The sequence below is a fragment of the Cetobacterium sp. genome (assembly GCF_048470075.1).
Classification (GTDB): domain Bacteria; phylum Fusobacteriota; class Fusobacteriia; order Fusobacteriales; family Fusobacteriaceae; genus Cetobacterium_A.
Map to the genome: position 1 here is coordinate 1 of NZ_DBGBQB010000034.1, position 16,779 is coordinate 16,779.

Below are 16,779 nucleotides of genomic sequence, written 5' to 3' on the forward strand. Positions count from 1 at the left end.
CTCTCTTTTTTACTCAGCTTTTTAGAAAATTCAATAAAAATATTTTTATTTTCCACTATGAACTCCTTTTTTCTAATTTTTAAAAAATTTTTTTTATATGAAATATATTTTTTTAAAACGATATAAGAGAACTTATTATATCGTTATATATAATGATAGCTTATAAAAAGATTAAAATCAATATTTTATATATCTAAAAAGGATGTTATTAACGAAATACGCACTAAAAAAATGTGATTTGACCAAAAAAAAGAAATGGTATAAAGTTAAAACATAAAATAATATGGGAGGTTTTTATGGATATTGAAGCGGTAGCAATGGCCATAGTTGGAAATGCTGGGGAGAGCAGAGCTCTATCTTATGAGGCTTTAAGAGAGGCTAAAAAAGGGGAGTTTGAAAATGCAAAAAAACTACTAAATGAAGCAAAAGAAAGAATGTATGCAGCTCATAGTGTACAAACAGAACTTATATGTAATGAAGCAGATGGAAAGGGTGTTGAGATAAATCTACTTATGATTCATGCACAGGACCATCTTATGAATGCAATATTAGCTAGAGAGTTAGTAGAGGAACTAATTGAAGTGCATAAAGAGCTAAAAGAGTTAAAAGGAGAATAGTGGTATGAGAAAAAAATGGGGTATGATAGCAACTTGGAGAATGGCTTCTGAGGGAGTAACTTTAGGTTCAGAGATGTTAAAAAATGGTGGGAAATGTCAGGATGCATTGGAAGAGGCAGTTAAATTTGTAGAGGATTACCCATTTTATAAATCTGTTGGATATGGAGGACTTCCAAATGAGGAGTGTGAAGTTGAATTAGATGCGGCATTTATGGATGGGAAAACACTATCTATAGGAGCGGTAGCTTCAATAAAGGATTTTAAAAATCCAATATCAATAGCAAGAAAGTTAAGCGCAGATAGATATAACATATTTTTAGTGGGAGCTGGAGCAGAATCATATGCTCATAAAAATGGTTTTGTAAGACAAAATATGTTAACTGAGAGAGCTAAAAAGACTTGGGAATTAAGGGTTAAAGAGATACAGGAGAAAAATCTTTCTCCATATGATGGGCATGATACAGTTTGTATGATAGCTTTAGATAAAGATGAGGATATGGCTGTAGCGACGTCAACAAGCGGACTTTTTATGAAGAAAAAGGGAAGAGTTGGTGATTCACCAGTTTCAGGATCAGGTTTTTATGTTGATAATGAGATTGGAGGAGCAGCAGCAACAGGTCTTGGGGAAGATATAATGAAGGGATGTCTTTCCTATGAGGTGGTTCAGAGAATGAAAAAAGGAGAGCATCCAATGGAAGCAGCTCAAAAGGCTGTAGATGAGTTTTCTGAAACTTTAAGAAAAAGAAGAGGAAAAGCGGGTGAAATCTCTATAGTTGCTATGAATAATAAGGGAGAATGGGGAATAGGAACAAATGTTGAGTTTACATTCTGTGTTGGAACTGAAACAGAGAAACCTCAAGTCTATATATCAACCCCTCAAGAAAATGGAGAGATAAAAATAGAAGTGGCATCTGAAGAGTACATGAGAGCATATAAAGAGAGAATACAAAGGGGGATATAAATGTCAAAAGTAATTGAGATTTTAGAGGAAAAACTAGTTCCAGTGGCAGCTTGGATTGGTAGAAATAAACATATTAATGGAATAAGAAGAGCATTCGTTTTAATGATGCCTCTTTTAATGATTGGATCTATATTTTTAATGATATCAGCTTTTCCATTACCAGCTTATCAAAGATTTATGTTAGAGACATTTGGATCTAATTGGAAGAGTGTAATAGATATTCCAGTGAGTGCAACATTCTCTTTAGTTGGAGTATATGTAGCTTTTTTAGTGGCTCAACAATTAGCTAATCAGTTTCAACTTGACAGTGTGGCAGTTGGACTTCTATCATTAGCTTCATTTTTAATCTTAACTCCATTGTCTGAAGTTGAAGGTATGGGTTCTGTTTTAAGTTTCAATTGGCTTGGAAGTAAAGGGATGTTTATAGCTATGGTAATAGGTATAGTTACAGCTAATATCTTTAGATTCTTTGTAAATAGAAAGATTCTTATTAAGATGCCTGATGGAGTACCACCAGAAGTTATAAAATCATTTGAAGCACTGATTCCAGGAACAGTTATACTGTCATTGGCACTACTTTTAAGAATAGTAATGATGAACACTGAGTATGGAACGATCCATGACTTTGTATATAAAGTTTTAGCAATGCCACTAAGAGCTTTAGGAACATCATTCTTTGGTTCATTACTAACTGTATTTTCAATTTCAATTCTATGGTCAGTTGGTATAAATAGTGGGTCTATGGTAAATGGATTTGTAAGACCTTTCTGGTTGGAGAATCAAGTTGAAAATATCAATGCTTTAAAGGAGGGATTACCATTACCTCATGTTATCACAGAGCAATTCTTTGATATGATCTGGATGGGTGGAGCTGGAGCTACACTATCGCTACTTTTAGCAATCGGTCTTTTTGCAAAGAGTAAGCATATAAAAAGTGTGGGAGCAATCAGTGCAGTACCAGGAATATTTAATATAAATGAGCCCATTTTATTTGGAATGCCAATAATATTAAATCCAATTATGCTAATACCATTTAATATTATACCTTTAGTATTTGTAACAACTCAATATGTGGCAATGACAATAGGTCTTGTAAGTAGGCCTTTAGGAGTGGCTTTCCCATGGCCAACACCGGCTATAATCAGTGGTTTTTTAACAGTGGGAGATATGTCAGGAGCTATTATTCAAATAGTTAATTTAATACTGGGAGCCTTAATATATCTACCGTTTTTAAGAATATTAGATAAGGCAAGTAAATATGAAGAGGATGCAGTGGAAGCATTTGAAAAGGAGGAAAAATAATGAAAAAAATATTATTACTTTGTTCAGCGGGGATGTCAACAAGTATAGTTGTTAAAAAGATGTTAGAATCAGCAGAAAAAAGAGGGATAGAAGTGGAGATAAAGGCTGTTGGTCTAGAGATGTTCCAAGAAAATTTAGATAGATATGATACATTTTTATTAGGACCTCAAGTTAAATTTAGAAGGGATGAGCTTAATAAAATAGCTCAAGAGGTTGGGAAAAAAGTTGAAGTTATAAATATGATGGATTATGGAATGATGAAAGGGGATAAAATTTTAGATTTTGCTCTTTCATTGATAGAGGAGTAATTTGAGTGCGAAAGAAACTCTAGAACACTATATAGATAAGCATTTCCAAGATACTTTAAAGGATATACAGGAGATTATTAAAATTAAAACTGTAAAAGAGGAGAGCACTTTAGGTGCTCCCTTTGGTCTAGGGTTGAAAAAAGGGTTGGAGGAAACACTTAATATAGCAAGAGATCTAGGGTTTAAAACAGTAAATTTAGATAACTATATTGGTTATGCAGAGTTTGGAGCTGGAGAGGACTATATAGGCATATTGGGTCATATAGATGTAGTTCCAGAGGGAGATCATTCAAAGTGGAGTGTATACCCATACAGTGGAGAGATAGTTGGAAAGAATATGATTTCAAGGGGAGCTTTAGATAATAAAGGTCCAATTATTTCAGCTTTACACGCAATGAAAGCTTTAAAAGAGTGTATTCCAAGCTTTAATCACAGAGTTAGAGTTATATTTGGAACAAATGAGGAGAGTGGAGACGAGGATATAAAATACTATCTCTCTAAGGAAAAAGCTCCAAAATATGCCTTTACTCCAGATGGACAGTTTCCAGTTGTATTTTCAGAAAAGGGAATCTATACATTCTCTTTTAAAGATAGGTTTATAAAAGAAAATACCTCAATATTAGATATAGTTGGAGGAATAAGATCAAATGTAGTCCCTGAAGAGGCAAGGGTATTTTTAAAAAAAGATATATATGACAGAGCCTTAAAGGAGCTAGAAAACTTTAAAGAGGCACCATGTGCATTTGAAGTTTTAGAGAAAGAAAGTTTTTTAGAGATTGTGTGTAAGGGAATACCAGCTCATGCAAGCTCACCTCAAAGGGGAGTAAATCCTATAACTTGGTTATTTAGATTCTTAAATAAAATCATATCTGAAAGAGATTCTTTAAAGAGATTTGTAAACTTTATGGATGGAGTTGTAGGGATAGAGACTGATGGGAGTGGTCTCAATATAAAAACAAAAAATGAAGAGACTGGGGATTTAACTTTAAGTTGTGGAATTGTAAAGATAATTACAGAGAACCCTTTCGCTATCTCAGTTAAATTTAATATCAGATATCCTATAAATACCGATGAAAGTTATTTGGATAGTACCCTTTATAAAGTGGCAAAAGAGAGTGGTATAGAGTTCATTAAAGAGAATCACAATGCACCTTTATATTTTTCAAAAGAACATCCATTGGTAAAAAAACTTCAAAAGGTTTTTAAAGAGGTAACAAATAGAGATGATGAACCTGTGGCCTTAGGAGGGGGAACATACGCAAAACTTATGCCAAATACAGTTGCCTTTGGACCAAACTTTAAAGAGTTTAAGGGAAATCCTCATGGATTTGATGAAAAAATGGATATAGATATGTTAAAGCAAGGTATGCTAATGTATGCTTTAGGAGTCTTAGAATTAGCTTAAAAAACTGCCTCAAAAGAGGTAGTTTTTTATTTGGTTGTTTTTATACTTATAAAATAAATAAAAAATAGTAAAAGTACTATATTAGAATATTATTATATGTTTCAAAGAATTGGTTCAAAAAAGAAAAATTGGAATGTTTAAATAAAAAAGGTTTTATGATATCATCATTTATAACAAAATATAGTTAAAAAATTTAGCAGCTTAAGAGAGAGCTTAATTTTACTTTTTTACCGTCAAATAGTTAAGGGGGAAAAACTAATGGATGAAAGAGATGTAATATTAGCAAAAAATGGTGATAGTGAAGCCATGGAAAAAGTTTTCTTAAAATATAAAAATGATATTTTAAGAAATAGTAAAAATTTCTTCATAAAAGGTGGAGATATAGATGATCTACTACAAGAGGGGTACATAGGTCTAATGAAAGCAATAAAATCTTATGATGAGACAAGAGAGGTATGCTTTAGTACTTTTGCAAATCTATGTATAAAAAGACAGATTATTACAGCGGTAAAGTCATCTAATTCAAACAGAAATCAAAAATTAAACAACTCAATTATTGGTGATAAAGATGTCAATTTAGATGATTTAGCACAGTATGCAAAACCATCTGTAACTTTCTTTTCACCAGAGGATATTCTTTTAGGAAAAGAACTGGTAGAGATGTTAGGTGAATTTTTAAATAATAACCTAACCCCTTTAGAAAAAAAGGTTTTTTTCTATACATGTAAGCAATATAAGTATAATGAGATTGCAGATATTCTAAATGAACCATCTAAAAAAATTGACAACGCAATTCAAAGGGTAAGAAAAAAAATACTGTCATATTTAGCTGAATATAGTAAAAATTAAATTAAAATTTTAGGATGAAAGTGTAGCTTTCATCCTTTTTCTTTACTAAAATTTTACTTAATATTATGATATAATATCAAAAACTTAAAAGATATTTTGTATCTGATACAGGAATAGGAGCAGATTTATGAGTGAATTAGAGAAAAAAATAGTGTTAACAATCTATAAAATTGGACCGACATTTATATCTAAATTGTCTAATAGAATACTTGAAAATCAGAATGAAGTGAGAGAGTCTGTTAGAAAACTAATTGAGGAAAAAGTTTTAGAGAGAGTGGAAAATGTGATGGTCGAATATAAAACTAAAGAATCAAATGTAGTTGTAAAACATAGAAATCACACCTATTATAGATTGACAAAGCTTGGAGAAAAAAGGGCAAAAGAGTTAGAGGAATATGAGGAGCTTGAGATTAGAGAAGCCTTTAAAACCTATAATAAAGCCTTACAAAATAGACTTGATAATCAAAGGGATAGCTCAGTTGAAAAAGTATACTGTGTGATAGATTTTCCCTACTCCCAAGAGGGAAATGTAAAATCAATTTTAGGGGATCGTTTTGAAACTCTTGAAAAGGATTATGGGCACACAATAACTTTAAGAGGAGATATAACGGAGATGGAGAGAGAAAAAATATTGGAGTTGCCAAATATTGTTATAATATAGCGAGGAGATAGTTATGGAAGAGATAATAAAACAAGCGAGTGAATTTTTTATGAGTTTAGGATACTTTGGTATATTTATAATGATGTTTTTAGAGTCCTCTTTTATACCCTTTCCATCAGAGGTGGCTCTATTGCCAGCTGGGTATTTGATAGGAACAAAAGAGATGAGTTTCATACCTGTACTCTTAGCTGGAACTTTAGGAAGTGTGGGAGGAGCTTGTTTAAACTATTTTTTAGGTAGAACTTTGGGAAGAAATCTACTTTTAAAGTATGGAAAATACCTTTTTTTAGACGAGGAAAGATTGGTTCAAATGGAGAGTCTTTTTGATAGAAGAGGGGAGCTTATAGTATTTTTAGGAAGATTTATCCCAGTTGTAAGACAATATATATCATTTCCTCCAGGAATTTTAGAGATGAACATATATAAATTCAGTATTTTTACAGCTTTAGGAGCTGGAATCTATGTGGCTTTTATGGTAAATGTGGGAACGGTATATAAAGATTATGAGAATATAATAAATGCGTATATAGTTAAGTATAGGTATTTAGTTGTTTTATTAGCTTTGGTCTATGTAGGTTATAAGATATTAAAAATAAGAAAAAATAAAAAAGACTAACTTTTATTCAGTTAGTCTTTTTTTAATTCTTCATTAGAAGAAATATTTAGCTCCAATACTAGCTATAAACAATGGATCATCATTAACTATAGGAGAGTCTGTAATCTCGCTAGAGAACTTCTCTACTCCTAAAATTCCAATAAGGGAGAACTTTTCGTTGTATTTGTATTCAGCTGTTAGAGTTGCTCCAATAGATGCAGCTGCGTCAGCCTTATACTCCCTAGTTAGATTATCTCTAGATGATCTATTAACCTCATTTGATGTAACTCCAAAGTAGTAATCAGCATAGTCTCCAGAGAACCCTTTAACGTGAATTCCAGGAACTAAACTAAATTGGTCATTGATAGAGTAAGGTCTAAATGCGCTGATCTTAGCTTCAGAACCATGCTCACCAAATTGTACAGATGCTCCAGTTCTAATACCAGCGATACCAGTATTTAGGTCAGCTCTTAATCCAACCATAGCTTGGAAATCTCTGTCATCAATATTAGTATAACCATTTCCCATATCTTTTGCTTTAATAGGAAAACCAGCTATTGGATCAAGGAATACAGATAGAGATAGATCTTCACCTTTAAAGAAGAAGTATCCTGGAGTAATCCCTTTAACATAGAAATTACCATAATTAATATCTAAAAGTGGTACAGGATAAGCTTTATCTTCAGCTCCCTTATAGATACTATTTGAAACTCCAACTCCAGCTCCAATTCCAAACTTGTTTTCTGCTAAAGCCATAGTAGATAAAGATAGGGCCAAAGCACCAAAAATAATTCTTTTCATAAATGTTCCTCCAAGTAATAGATTTGTAATGGGACAATTATATCATAGAATATTTTTTTTTTAAACTAACCATAGCATTGAAATCTGGTGCTATAAAAAATGTATATTTTTTCAAAGTCTTATATTTATTGGTTTTAGATGCTTACTTTATAGTCTTCCTCCTTAATTAAGACTAATTTATTGATAAAAATAAAATTGAAGATATAACTAAAAATAATCGGAAGAACTACAAATAGTACAAATACAATAGTTATATTTTTAAAATCCCAAGACATATGGTTAAGAGCATTAATTGGACCAATCAATCCACTTATTCCAAACCCTGCACTAAAAGCTGTTCCCTCAATATTAAAGGCAGCTCCCAAGACTCCAAGAAGAAAGGCATTGGTCACTATTGGAACTATAATTAGGGGATTTTTAACAAAGTTAGCCATCTGAATTTTGGCAGAACCTAACACTGGAACTAGGGTGATACCAATGGGATTTACTTTAAGACCAGCTAGAGCGAGTCCAAAAGCAGCTGCACAAACTCCTAAGTTTGCAGCTCCAGCAGCTATACCACTAAGATTTACAGCAAGAGCTATACCCACAGTGGAAAATGGAGATATAATTAAAATTGAGAATATGACAGCAATTATTCCACCAGTTAAAAGGGGTTGCATTTTAACAACCTCTTCAATAGTAGTTCCAATTGCTCCATTGACCTTACTAACTAAAGGAAGAAGAGTTAAACCGATCCATCCAACAGCGATAGATATAACTACGGGAAGTGCTACCATGCTTAAACCCTTTACCTTATCTCTAAAAAAATAGATAGCTAAGGAGGCTATAAGTGATGTGACACCAGCATTAACAACATCTCCAGTTCCACTTAAAACTATATTTCCATTGACAAAGGATACAATACCTGACCCAATAAAAGTGGCAACAGAAACACAGATACTTTCTAGGGGGGTAAAACTCAATTGATATGAAACACCAGTTCCTATTGCAAAAGGAAGTAAACTAGTTGAAATTCTGGTTAAATTTAATATGCTGATCAAGTTTAAACTTTTTGCAATCTCTCCAAGAATTGCAGAGGGAATCAGTGTGGCAACTATTCCCAAACTCATACCATTTAATATTTTAAATATTAGCTCTTTTAATCTCATTTTATCACCATCCAGTATGTTTAGTTTATTGCGAATCCCTCTCTATTCTATCAAAAGCTTCTTTTAATACTTCAAGAGAGTTAGAACACGCAATTCTGATTGCATTGTTATCTCCAAAGGGTTTACCTGGAATAACTTTAATCTTTAATTTATCAAAAAGATAGTTGGAATATTCGATAGAATCCAATTTAGTGTCACTGATATCTATAAAGATATAGATTCCACCTTGGGGAGCAAAAGCTTTTAATCCATCTATATTAGCTATTCTGCCCAAGCAATATTCAACTCTCTCTTTAAAAATAGGTACCAAACTATTTTTAACGGATTCCCTGTGCTTTAAAGCTGCAAGGGCAGCTCTTTGAGATATAGCTGAGGCACTGTAAACAATAATCTCATTGATTTTTCTAATTGTGTCAACAATGGCTTTAGGTCCTACATTATATCCCACTCTCCAACCTGTCATGGCAAAGTTTTTAGAAAAACTACAAACAGAGATAGTTCTTTCTTTCATGCCATCTAAGGTATAGATGGGAATAAAGCTATTTGAATAGTCATAAAAATCATAGATATCATCAGCATAGATAAGAAGATTATATTTTTTAGCCAATTCACCGATTATCTCTAAACTTTTTAAAGTATAACAAACTCCAGTGGGATTGGAGGGTGTATTTATGATAATGCCCTTAGTTTTATTTGTGATAGCACTCTCTAGACTCTTCTTATCAATTTGATAGTTATGCTCAATAGTTGTATGAACGATAACAGGAGTTCCCTTGGCCTCCTTAATCTGATCCACATAAACTGGAAAAAAAGGAGCTATAACAATGACCTCATCCCCTGGATTCAGTGTGGCTTGTAGAGCTAGGTACATCCCATGGCAAGCACCAGATAGAACAATAAGTTCATCTAGATCAATATGGTAGTTATTAAATGCTAACTTATGATATTTAATTATCTCATTTCGAAGATCTAAATCACCCAGAGGATCAGTGTAGTGAGTGTGTCCATTTAAAGCATCTTTAAAGGCTGAGTCTATTATAAGCTTATCAGTGTGAATATCTAAATCTCCAATACCTAGGTTTATAACTCGATTTTTATCAGCTTCTTCCACCGATTTAAAAGCTGTTTCCTCTCTGTTTTGAAATCTTTTAGCTAAAAAATTTAATCCATCCATTATATTTCCCTCCTATAAATTTTCCTCTAAAGTATTTATAAACTCCTCTTTTGAAAATTGAAGAGGGATTTTACCTTCTACAACAGAGTTAAAAATCTTCTCTATAATCTCCTCTTTTTTTTCTAGATACTCCTCCTCTACAACTATATCTTTAAGAGTTGTGGGAAGACCTATCTTTTTATAAAAATTTAAAAGTTTATTAATCTCCTCAGATTTTTTTTCAAGTTTTAGTTGTACTAAAATCCCAAAAGCTACAACTTCCCCATGAAGATGATTTTTTTCAATACTTTCAATAGCAGTTAGAGCATCAAAAATTTCATGGGCAAGAGCTCCATTATATTTAAAATCAATAAGATTTGAAACCACTCCAGTAGTGACAAGAATAACTCCAACGACCTCTTTAAAATCCGCATCAACAACTGATGTATTTAAGGCATGTTCCCCAAAATTAAGCATAGACTCTTTACAAAGATGACTGAGCTTCTCACCCATAGTGGTATTGAAGTTTAATTTTTTACCATGAGCTTTTAAACTCATCTCATAGTATTTAGCAAGGGTATCTCCAATGCCAGCCCACAAATATTTTTTAGGAGCTGCAATTAAAGTTTCTAAATTTATAAATGTTTTATGAGGTGGTCTTTTTAAAAAATATAGTCCTTGAAAAACATGACTCTCACTATACATAACAGAGATATAGGAGACTGTAGCACAGGTAGAAGCAATAGTTGGAACAGTAAAAAGTGGAAGATTTAGTTTCTCTGCAAGAACTTTCGAGGTATCTAAAGATTTTCCGCCACCAATTCCAATGATAAGATCATATGTATTATTCTTTAAACTATTTAAGATAGAATCTACAATGGAGTGACAACACTCATTTCCATAGTGTACTAGATGGAACTGCTTGTATTCTAAAGTTTTAAAGAGCTCTTTTTTAATTGATAAAAGAGATTTTTCTCCATGAATAATTAAGATATTGTGATAGTTTTGAATCTCATCATTTAAAATATTCCAAATGCTATTGTCCATATAAACTTCTGTTAAGATAGATTTTTCCATAAAGTTGTCCTCCCATTTAATAAAATCTAGATAAAATAAAAAAGCTTTTGGTTTCCCAAAAGCTTTAAGTAATAAATCTTTAAAAAGTTAGTTGGGATATAAGCCTATATTTTTTTAATGCAAATAGGCTCATGTCTATATTTCTAGATATAAACCTTGATCTTAAAATAATATATAAACCAAAACATAGACCTAACATTTTTTAAAGACATTTAATTAACCTCCGATTTTTTTTGTTTGGATAAATATAACATAAAAAAATATCAATGTAAACATTTTTTTGAAAAAAAATTTTCAAAAACCTTAAAAATAATCTTTTGTTTCATAAATTTTGTTAAACTCTTCATTAAATACTAAAAAAACATTAACAATAGATGGATCAAAATATTTACCACTTTCATCTTTTATAATCTCAATAGCTCTTTCATGAGAAAACTCCAATTTATAACACCTTTTTTGTCTAAGAGCATCATAGACATCAGCCAAAGCCACTATTCGTGCCTCTAAGGGGATGTCATTCTCCCTTACTCCCAAACAGTAACCCTCACCATTCCATTTTTCATGGTGATATAAGGCTATATTTTCAGCAATTTTGCTCAAACCAAAGAGACGAATTAATCGACCTCCTAAAATAACATGTTTTTTTATCTCATCAAACTCCTGAGCTGTCAATTTTTCAGGTTTTTTTAAAATTTTTTGAGATACTCCAATTTTTCCAATATCGTGTAAAGAGGCATATTTTGCCACTTCTTTTATAAAGTTTTCATCACATTTGAGTTTGGTTGCAATAAGTTTTGAGTATAGATTAACTCTTAAAAGATGGCTCATAGTGGACTCATCTTTTAAAAAAAATTTAAAAAGGATATATATAATCTTATTTATCAAAGCTCTCCTTTCTTGAAAATTAATTTTTAATTTTACTAAAGAATAATTGATTGTAAAAGGTTTCTATCAAGAGTTTCTTTAACCTCTATTTTCCAAATCTCATTTTTTTTCTTAAATTTGGGCAGAGGAATTTCGATATTACGTATCTCTTTGGCATTTATAACACCTCCAAAGAATGTTTCACGAATGCCATTGTTATTTGTAATATCAATCATATATTTTACAAATCTTTTAGGAGTTTTATTATTTATAACCCCTTTCATATATAACATACCAGATTTTTCATAGAAACTATAGTTTTCCAAGTTTAGTTGAGCAGGGAGCTCTCCTACCCATCCCAGCATCTCAACGTTTATAGCGAGTCCAACAGTGGCACCAGCACCCACACTTTTGTCCTTAGTTGTAGATACAGTTGTTGGAACATTTATAGTTTCGACTCCGAGATAAAAGTTATAATCTCCCTCTGGTGTCCCTTTTGGTGATTTAACAAAAATTTTTAATTTTTTGGACTCTTTATTTTTTATGGTCATGTTTTTAGGTTCAAACTCAATCCATTCATGCATACTCTTACCTTTAGTTCCAGGATTTATCTTAAATCTATATCTAATAGTTTTTCCTGTGTTGTTTTCAAAGGTGTACTCTTGCATCGCTCCTTGGTCAACTCTTTTCCCAAAACCGTCAGGAGACATGTTAAAGGCCCAAGAGATTGTGTTAAAGAGTATTAGAAAAAAAGATATTATAAATTTATTCATTAAAATTTTCCTCCTTTTATATTGGGTGAAAGAGTGATTTCTATGGGGATTATCCCCTTATAGCTTCCCTCTACATAGCCATTAGAACTTTGGCTGGGTTTAGGAATATTTCCTATAATTATGTTATCTTGAAGAGCTAAACCAACTGGAATTGAAACATCTGATAAGTTGGTATTATGGATTTTTATAGATTTAGGAATTTTTAATTTAAAATCAAAATTATGGGGATTATTAATATTGATTTTAGCTTTAGCATTAGCTTCACCAAACTTATAGAAATCTCCAAAATCCATGTCTGTTGTTGAAATTTCAAATGTAGGAAATATTAGGGTAAGTTTATCCTCACCTTTTATGCTAGAGCCAATAGTTCCAGCATAGTATATAAAATCAAAAGTAACCTCTTTAAAGTTATAATTTTTAAAGTTAAACTCTAAGGTCAGTGTACTAAAATTAGTTTTATAAATAAGATCTAATTCATTTAAAGAAAAGGTTTTGTTTCCTATAAAGTGCTTTAAATCAACCTCTATTTTTTCAGTTGATATATATGAAGTACCATTTTGTTTCGTGAAAGATATAAGGATTTTTAACATACAATTTTTAGAATTAATCCAACCATTTAAAGATCCACTAAATTGATAAAGATTACGACTTAAAAGTGGACTAGTTGTATTTTTTCTGTTGAATTGAAGAGTGAAGTTGTTATTTTTAGATAGAACTTTACTATAAACATTGGAGCTGCTTAGTCTGATACTCTCAAAGATAGTATCACTGAGAACACCTGTATAGAGTTTATCTGCTCTATTATTTTTTATGATCCAAAGATAGATATTTTTAGGTTCTCTTTCATAGTTTATCTCTAAAAATCTTTTATTATCTCTCTCTACAATCCTATAGCTTAACTCATTTTCAACAGAGTTACTTTTAGCGGATGGTCGAAGATATGTGGTGATATAGATTTTTTTATCTAAATCACTGTTTTCACTGGAATATTCACTTATATCCTTATAAATTTTTTTTCGTTTTCTATCGATTTTAAGTTCTATAAAATTATCACTTCGAACTTTGGTAATCTCAATGTCAAATTTAGCTGCCCTTTTGTTATTGTAAGTATTGGTAACCACGCTATCATTACCCTTTGAAAAAGTGGTACAGGATAAAATTAAAAATATTTTTAATATGATAAAAATATTGAATAGAAAACTCATAGATTATATCTCCTTATCATAGATTGAGTAATTTAGAGAGAGAAGACCTGTGTAGATTCCATCAATAAGCTCTTTGTTTTTTTCATTGGACAGTTTCCTTTTATCTAAAATAATATGAAAAACTATTTTTTCATTTTCCTCTGTAAGCACAATCTCTGCTTTATTTTTATTAAATTTAATATTCTCTGTCTTAACAGAGCGTTTATTATTTGTCATATAGGTATAGGGAGGTGCTTGAAAAGAGATTAACTTTCCAAAATCTTCTTTCAAATTGTCAGAGTAGATCTCTATAACGCCTCTTGCTACAGTTTTGCTATCATATGTAACACCATTTTGTATACGAATCTCTTTAAAAACAATGGGATTGCATTTTACCTTTATCTCTGCATAAGCCCAAAAAGAGATAAGAGTATATAGGAATACTATATTTTTTTTCAATTGTTTACCTCCACAGTTATATAGACTCTTTTTTTATGAGTTCCCTCTCTAGATATATTTTTACCAGTTATTTTAACGTAGTTATCTTTTATAAATTTATCACTGATATTTTTAGAAGCAAAAATCTCTGTGTCAACAACTCCATCATCGTCAATATCCAATTGAGTGCTGGAGAAGTTAAGTCTATACAATCCAATAGCTTCGGGCTTTCGATTTAATTCCAACTCAAAAGGTATCTCTAAATTTTCATCATCTATAATAAGAGCTTTAATATCCACATCTGTAATAATTTCCAAAGGAACAATGACTTCAGCTTTTAAAGGTATATCTAAAGTAGCTGTTTTAATAAGTTTTCTAATTTGTGTTTCACCATTTTCTGAAACCTCCTCTTTCTCCACTGGATTAGCTGGAATCAATGGAATCATAGGTTGAGAGAAAACTTCAGCGAAAATAATAAGTATAAAAGATAGAAAAAATTTTTTCATAGAAACTCCTTATTTATCTATTATTTTAAATCGATTGTTTTCTAAAACTGTATTAAAAATAAATACATTTCCCGATTCTTTCTTATATTTAATATCAATCTCTGCTCTAAAAGGAGCTATAGATTTATTTTTAAAGGATGAAATTTCAATAGTATACTTTCCAGTAGAAAGATTACTAAAGTCATAATAACCCATAAAATCTGGTAGAATATTGGCAATAACTTTTTTATTACTGTCCAAAATTTTAATGACAACTCCTTCATAGAGGCTCATAGGATCGTTATAGTCATCAGAAATAGCGAGTTGACCTGTAATTGAGAAAAGTGGATTTACAGGGATTAAAACTTCAATATTTCCACCCCCCTTTCCTTTCAATGAAAATTTACTATTGAATACATCAAATCCAGGTCTTCTAACTTTTGGATCTAAATTATAGAGTATATTATTGGGAACTCCGTAAAAATATATAGGTTCATTGGATGAAGTAACTTTTTGTTCACCATTTATTTCAATCTCTACATCACCTATAAAAAATTCATCTTCATCAAAAATATTGTTATTATTTATATCTAGATAAGTTTGTACTTTAACTCTAGAAACATCCATATTGTCTAAGGGATTAAAAATATCTTTTAAATCCATAACTCTATCCAATCCAAGAGCAGTTTCATAATCTCCACTATCTTTTGAAATAAAATTTAAATTAAACCAGTTATCGTACTCAATGGAGAATCTAAAGGTAACTTTTTCTCTCTCTTGTTCTGTGTATCCAACTTCAAAAGAATAGTTAAAGCCATTTTTTCGAGCTCTATTAAAGATAGATATAGAGGATTCAAAATTTCCACTATTTTCATTAAAGGAGTTTATCCACTTTACAGAGTAATCTCTATAACCTGTATAATAGAGATTTGCAGAGTAGATTTGCTCATCTTTTATATCTTTTCTAAACTCTAAAGTTCCTAAAAACTTATTCCAATTTTGACTGAGTTCTATATTGGTTTCAAGACCATGATCACTGTTACCATTCCAATCTTTTAGCCACTGATAAGAGGAATCTATTCTTAAAAAACTCCAAGGGTTGTATTCTAATGTTATACCTTGAGAATCTTTAGAGTTGTAGTATTCACTAAAGTATCCTCTCTCATATCGAATTTTGAATTTTTCAAACTTTATTTGAGTGAGGGCTTCTAAAGTTAAATCTCTTTTAAAGTTATTTGGGGATATTAGTTTTTCTCCTCCCAAAACAATAGAGACTGGTTTTGTTCCAATGTGGTTACTATAAACAATCTCACCCTTTGCCCTTTCCACAGTAATATATCCATTATCATCATACTCAGAAGTTTTAAAATATTTTCCACCAAAAGTTAGATGATCTGTTAATCCATAGTAGATACCTGTATCTAAATCAGTTTTTTTAGAGTTTATATTCTCAGTAGAGAAAAATCTATATTGAATTTCACCAATATTTTGTTGATTAAAATCATCATTTGTTTTAATTGTTTTAGTAAAAATTTTTCCATCTCTAGTATGAACTCTTAAAGTATACTCACGATCACTTTTTAGTTCACTATTTCGGAATTCAACTACTCCATTTTCCTCATATGCGATATCAATGGTAGCTCCTAAGTAGATAAGCTCTACTCTACTTCCAACAGGAACACTCTCTCTTATAATAAAATTTTTTCCCTCTTCAAAAAATCCCTTATCTTTTTCAAATAAAATGGACTTCTCCCACTTATTTCCATCGAGGTTAACTCCACTAATATCTAAAAAATGGTTATAAGGTAGGTTTGGATAGTGTAGGTTAACACCTGTAAATTCGCTATTTTTAAGATTGTATTCAGTTGTGAACTCCCCATATAGAAAGGGTCCTTGATACTCTAAAAAGCCATCCCAACCACTATTTTTTTTACCTGAAACTTTAGAAAATGTTTTCTCTAAGTTTGTTCTTATATATCCCAAATCAAAGAACTCTCTAGAGTTTGTATAGAAAAGAGTGTTTTTCTCTCTCTCTTTGTTCAGCTGATACTCTTGAAGTTTTAAAAGTCTATTGATCTCATTTTTTATAGTATATCTTGTGGACATACTAACTTTATTTTGAGAAAAATCAATGTTAATTGCATCTAGAAAAAGA

General features: G+C 31.2%; 18 protein-coding genes. 8 read left to right on the plus strand and 10 right to left on the minus strand.

All coding sequences use genetic code 11. The features are described from left to right. The first annotated feature begins 296 nt into the window (after positions 1-296). The 8 genes from ACMOUI_RS01095 to ACMOUI_RS01130 all read left to right on the plus strand — a co-directional run bounded on the left by ACMOUI_RS01095 (position 297) and on the right by ACMOUI_RS01130 (position 6,719). A complete protein-coding gene (locus tag ACMOUI_RS01095; protein WP_418963901.1) occupies positions 297-617 on the plus strand; it encodes a PTS lactose/cellobiose transporter subunit IIA in 321 nt (106 codons plus the stop codon). A gap of 4 nt (positions 618-621) precedes the next feature. Continuing rightward, entirely contained in the window at positions 622-1,578 is a 957-nt protein-coding gene (locus tag ACMOUI_RS01100; protein WP_330111390.1) for a N(4)-(beta-N-acetylglucosaminyl)-L-asparaginase, read from the plus strand. Then, positions 1,579-2,880, plus strand: coding sequence for a PTS sugar transporter subunit IIC (locus tag ACMOUI_RS01105; protein ID WP_418963902.1), 1,302 nt, complete (start codon positions 1,579-1,581; stop codon positions 2,878-2,880). Beyond that, the gene (locus tag ACMOUI_RS01110; protein ID WP_418963903.1) at positions 2,880-3,188 is read left to right on the plus strand and encodes a PTS sugar transporter subunit IIB; all 309 of its coding nucleotides are present in this window, start codon (positions 2,880-2,882) and stop codon (positions 3,186-3,188) included. Before ACMOUI_RS01105 ends, ACMOUI_RS01110 begins: the two co-directional genes overlap by 1 nt. A gap of 1 nt (position 3,189) precedes the next feature. Beyond that, positions 3,190-4,593 carry a Sapep family Mn(2+)-dependent dipeptidase gene (locus ACMOUI_RS01115; RefSeq protein WP_418963904.1) on the plus strand — a complete coding sequence of 468 codons (1,404 nt, stop codon included), beginning with the start codon at positions 3,190-3,192 and terminating at the stop codon, positions 4,591-4,593. A gap of 258 nt (positions 4,594-4,851) precedes the next feature. Further along, positions 4,852-5,442 carry a sigma-70 family RNA polymerase sigma factor gene (locus ACMOUI_RS01120; protein ID WP_418963905.1) on the plus strand — a complete coding sequence of 197 codons (591 nt, stop codon included), beginning with the start codon at positions 4,852-4,854 and terminating at the stop codon, positions 5,440-5,442. Between the two features lie 127 nt (positions 5,443-5,569). Beyond that, positions 5,570-6,103, plus strand: a complete 534-nt coding sequence (locus tag ACMOUI_RS01125; protein WP_418963906.1) for a hypothetical protein — start codon at positions 5,570-5,572, stop codon at positions 6,101-6,103. 13 nt (positions 6,104-6,116) lie between these two features. Next, a complete protein-coding gene (locus ACMOUI_RS01130; RefSeq protein ID WP_418963907.1) occupies positions 6,117-6,719 on the plus strand; it encodes a DedA family protein in 603 nt (200 codons plus the stop codon). A gap of 33 nt (positions 6,720-6,752) precedes the next feature. Here ACMOUI_RS01130 and ACMOUI_RS01135 read toward each other — a convergent pair whose 3' ends face one another. From ACMOUI_RS01135 to ACMOUI_RS01180, 10 genes are all read right to left on the minus strand, one after another. Beyond that, complete coding sequence (locus ACMOUI_RS01135; RefSeq protein ID WP_418963908.1) at positions 6,753-7,499, minus strand: MipA/OmpV family protein; 747 nt, start codon at positions 7,497-7,499, stop codon at positions 6,753-6,755. Between the two features lie 134 nt (positions 7,500-7,633). Beyond that, on the minus strand, positions 7,634-8,650 hold the full coding sequence (locus tag ACMOUI_RS01140; protein ID WP_418963909.1) for a PTS transporter subunit IIC: 1,017 nt from the start codon (positions 8,648-8,650) through the stop codon (positions 7,634-7,636). Between the two features lie 25 nt (positions 8,651-8,675). After that, positions 8,676-9,824: an aminotransferase class I/II-fold pyridoxal phosphate-dependent enzyme gene (locus tag ACMOUI_RS01145; protein ID WP_418963910.1), complete on the minus strand. Its 1,149-nt coding sequence runs from the start codon at positions 9,822-9,824 to the stop codon at positions 8,676-8,678. A 12-nt stretch (positions 9,825-9,836) separates the two neighbouring features. Then, on the minus strand, positions 9,837-10,880 hold the full coding sequence (locus ACMOUI_RS01150; protein ID WP_418963911.1) for an iron-containing alcohol dehydrogenase: 1,044 nt from the start codon (positions 10,878-10,880) through the stop codon (positions 9,837-9,839). Between the two features lie 303 nt (positions 10,881-11,183). After that, positions 11,184-11,708 (minus strand): HD-GYP domain-containing protein, encoded by a 525-nt coding sequence (locus ACMOUI_RS01155; protein WP_418963912.1) that lies wholly within the window; start codon positions 11,706-11,708, stop codon positions 11,184-11,186. A gap of 92 nt (positions 11,709-11,800) precedes the next feature. Then, positions 11,801-12,517 (minus strand): hypothetical protein, encoded by a 717-nt coding sequence (locus ACMOUI_RS01160; protein WP_418963913.1) that lies wholly within the window; start codon positions 12,515-12,517, stop codon positions 11,801-11,803. Next, on the minus strand, positions 12,517-13,722 hold the full coding sequence (locus ACMOUI_RS01165) for a hypothetical protein (protein WP_418963914.1): 1,206 nt from the start codon (positions 13,720-13,722) through the stop codon (positions 12,517-12,519). Before ACMOUI_RS01165 ends, ACMOUI_RS01160 begins: the two co-directional genes overlap by 1 nt. A 3-nt stretch (positions 13,723-13,725) precedes the next feature. After that, complete coding sequence (locus ACMOUI_RS01170) at positions 13,726-14,160, minus strand: hypothetical protein (protein WP_418963915.1); 435 nt, start codon at positions 14,158-14,160, stop codon at positions 13,726-13,728. After that, positions 14,157-14,645: a hypothetical protein gene (locus ACMOUI_RS01175; protein ID WP_418963916.1), complete on the minus strand. Its 489-nt coding sequence runs from the start codon at positions 14,643-14,645 to the stop codon at positions 14,157-14,159. The genes ACMOUI_RS01170 and ACMOUI_RS01175 overlap by 4 nt, the downstream gene beginning before the upstream one ends. Positions 14,646-14,654: 9 nt before the next feature. Continuing rightward, a partial coding sequence (locus tag ACMOUI_RS01180; RefSeq protein ID WP_418963917.1) for a hypothetical protein occupies positions 14,655-16,779 on the minus strand: 2,125 nt, incomplete at its 5' end.

Bases quoted from the DNA above. Each gene is read 5' to 3' on its own strand.
- ACMOUI_RS01095 (WP_418963901.1), top strand. From the start codon at position 297: ATGGATATTGAAGCGGTAGCAATGGCCATAGTTGGAAATGCTGGGGAG.
- ACMOUI_RS01100 (WP_330111390.1), top strand. From the start codon at position 622: ATGAGAAAAAAATGGGGTATGATAGCAACTTGGAGAATGGCTTCTGAG.
- ACMOUI_RS01105 (WP_418963902.1), top strand. From the start codon at position 1,579: ATGTCAAAAGTAATTGAGATTTTAGAGGAAAAACTAGTTCCAGTGGCA.
- ACMOUI_RS01110 (WP_418963903.1), top strand. From the start codon at position 2,880: ATGAAAAAAATATTATTACTTTGTTCAGCGGGGATGTCAACAAGTATA.
- ACMOUI_RS01120 (WP_418963905.1), top strand. From the start codon at position 4,852: ATGGATGAAAGAGATGTAATATTAGCAAAAAATGGTGATAGTGAAGCC.
- ACMOUI_RS01125 (WP_418963906.1), top strand. From the start codon at position 5,570: ATGAGTGAATTAGAGAAAAAAATAGTGTTAACAATCTATAAAATTGGA.
- ACMOUI_RS01130 (WP_418963907.1), top strand. From the start codon at position 6,117: ATGGAAGAGATAATAAAACAAGCGAGTGAATTTTTTATGAGTTTAGGA.
- ACMOUI_RS01135 (WP_418963908.1), bottom strand. From the start codon at position 7,499: ATGAAAAGAATTATTTTTGGTGCTTTGGCCCTATCTTTATCTACTATG.
- ACMOUI_RS01140 (WP_418963909.1), bottom strand. From the start codon at position 8,650: ATGAGATTAAAAGAGCTAATATTTAAAATATTAAATGGTATGAGTTTG.
- ACMOUI_RS01145 (WP_418963910.1), bottom strand. From the start codon at position 9,824: ATGGATGGATTAAATTTTTTAGCTAAAAGATTTCAAAACAGAGAGGAA.
- ACMOUI_RS01150 (WP_418963911.1), bottom strand. From the start codon at position 10,880: ATGGAAAAATCTATCTTAACAGAAGTTTATATGGACAATAGCATTTGG.
- ACMOUI_RS01155 (WP_418963912.1), bottom strand. From the start codon at position 11,708: ATGAGCCATCTTTTAAGAGTTAATCTATACTCAAAACTTATTGCAACC.
- ACMOUI_RS01160 (WP_418963913.1), bottom strand. From the start codon at position 12,517: ATGAATAAATTTATAATATCTTTTTTTCTAATACTCTTTAACACAATC.
- ACMOUI_RS01165 (WP_418963914.1), bottom strand. From the start codon at position 13,722: ATGAGTTTTCTATTCAATATTTTTATCATATTAAAAATATTTTTAATT.
- ACMOUI_RS01175 (WP_418963916.1), bottom strand. From the start codon at position 14,645: ATGAAAAAATTTTTTCTATCTTTTATACTTATTATTTTCGCTGAAGTT.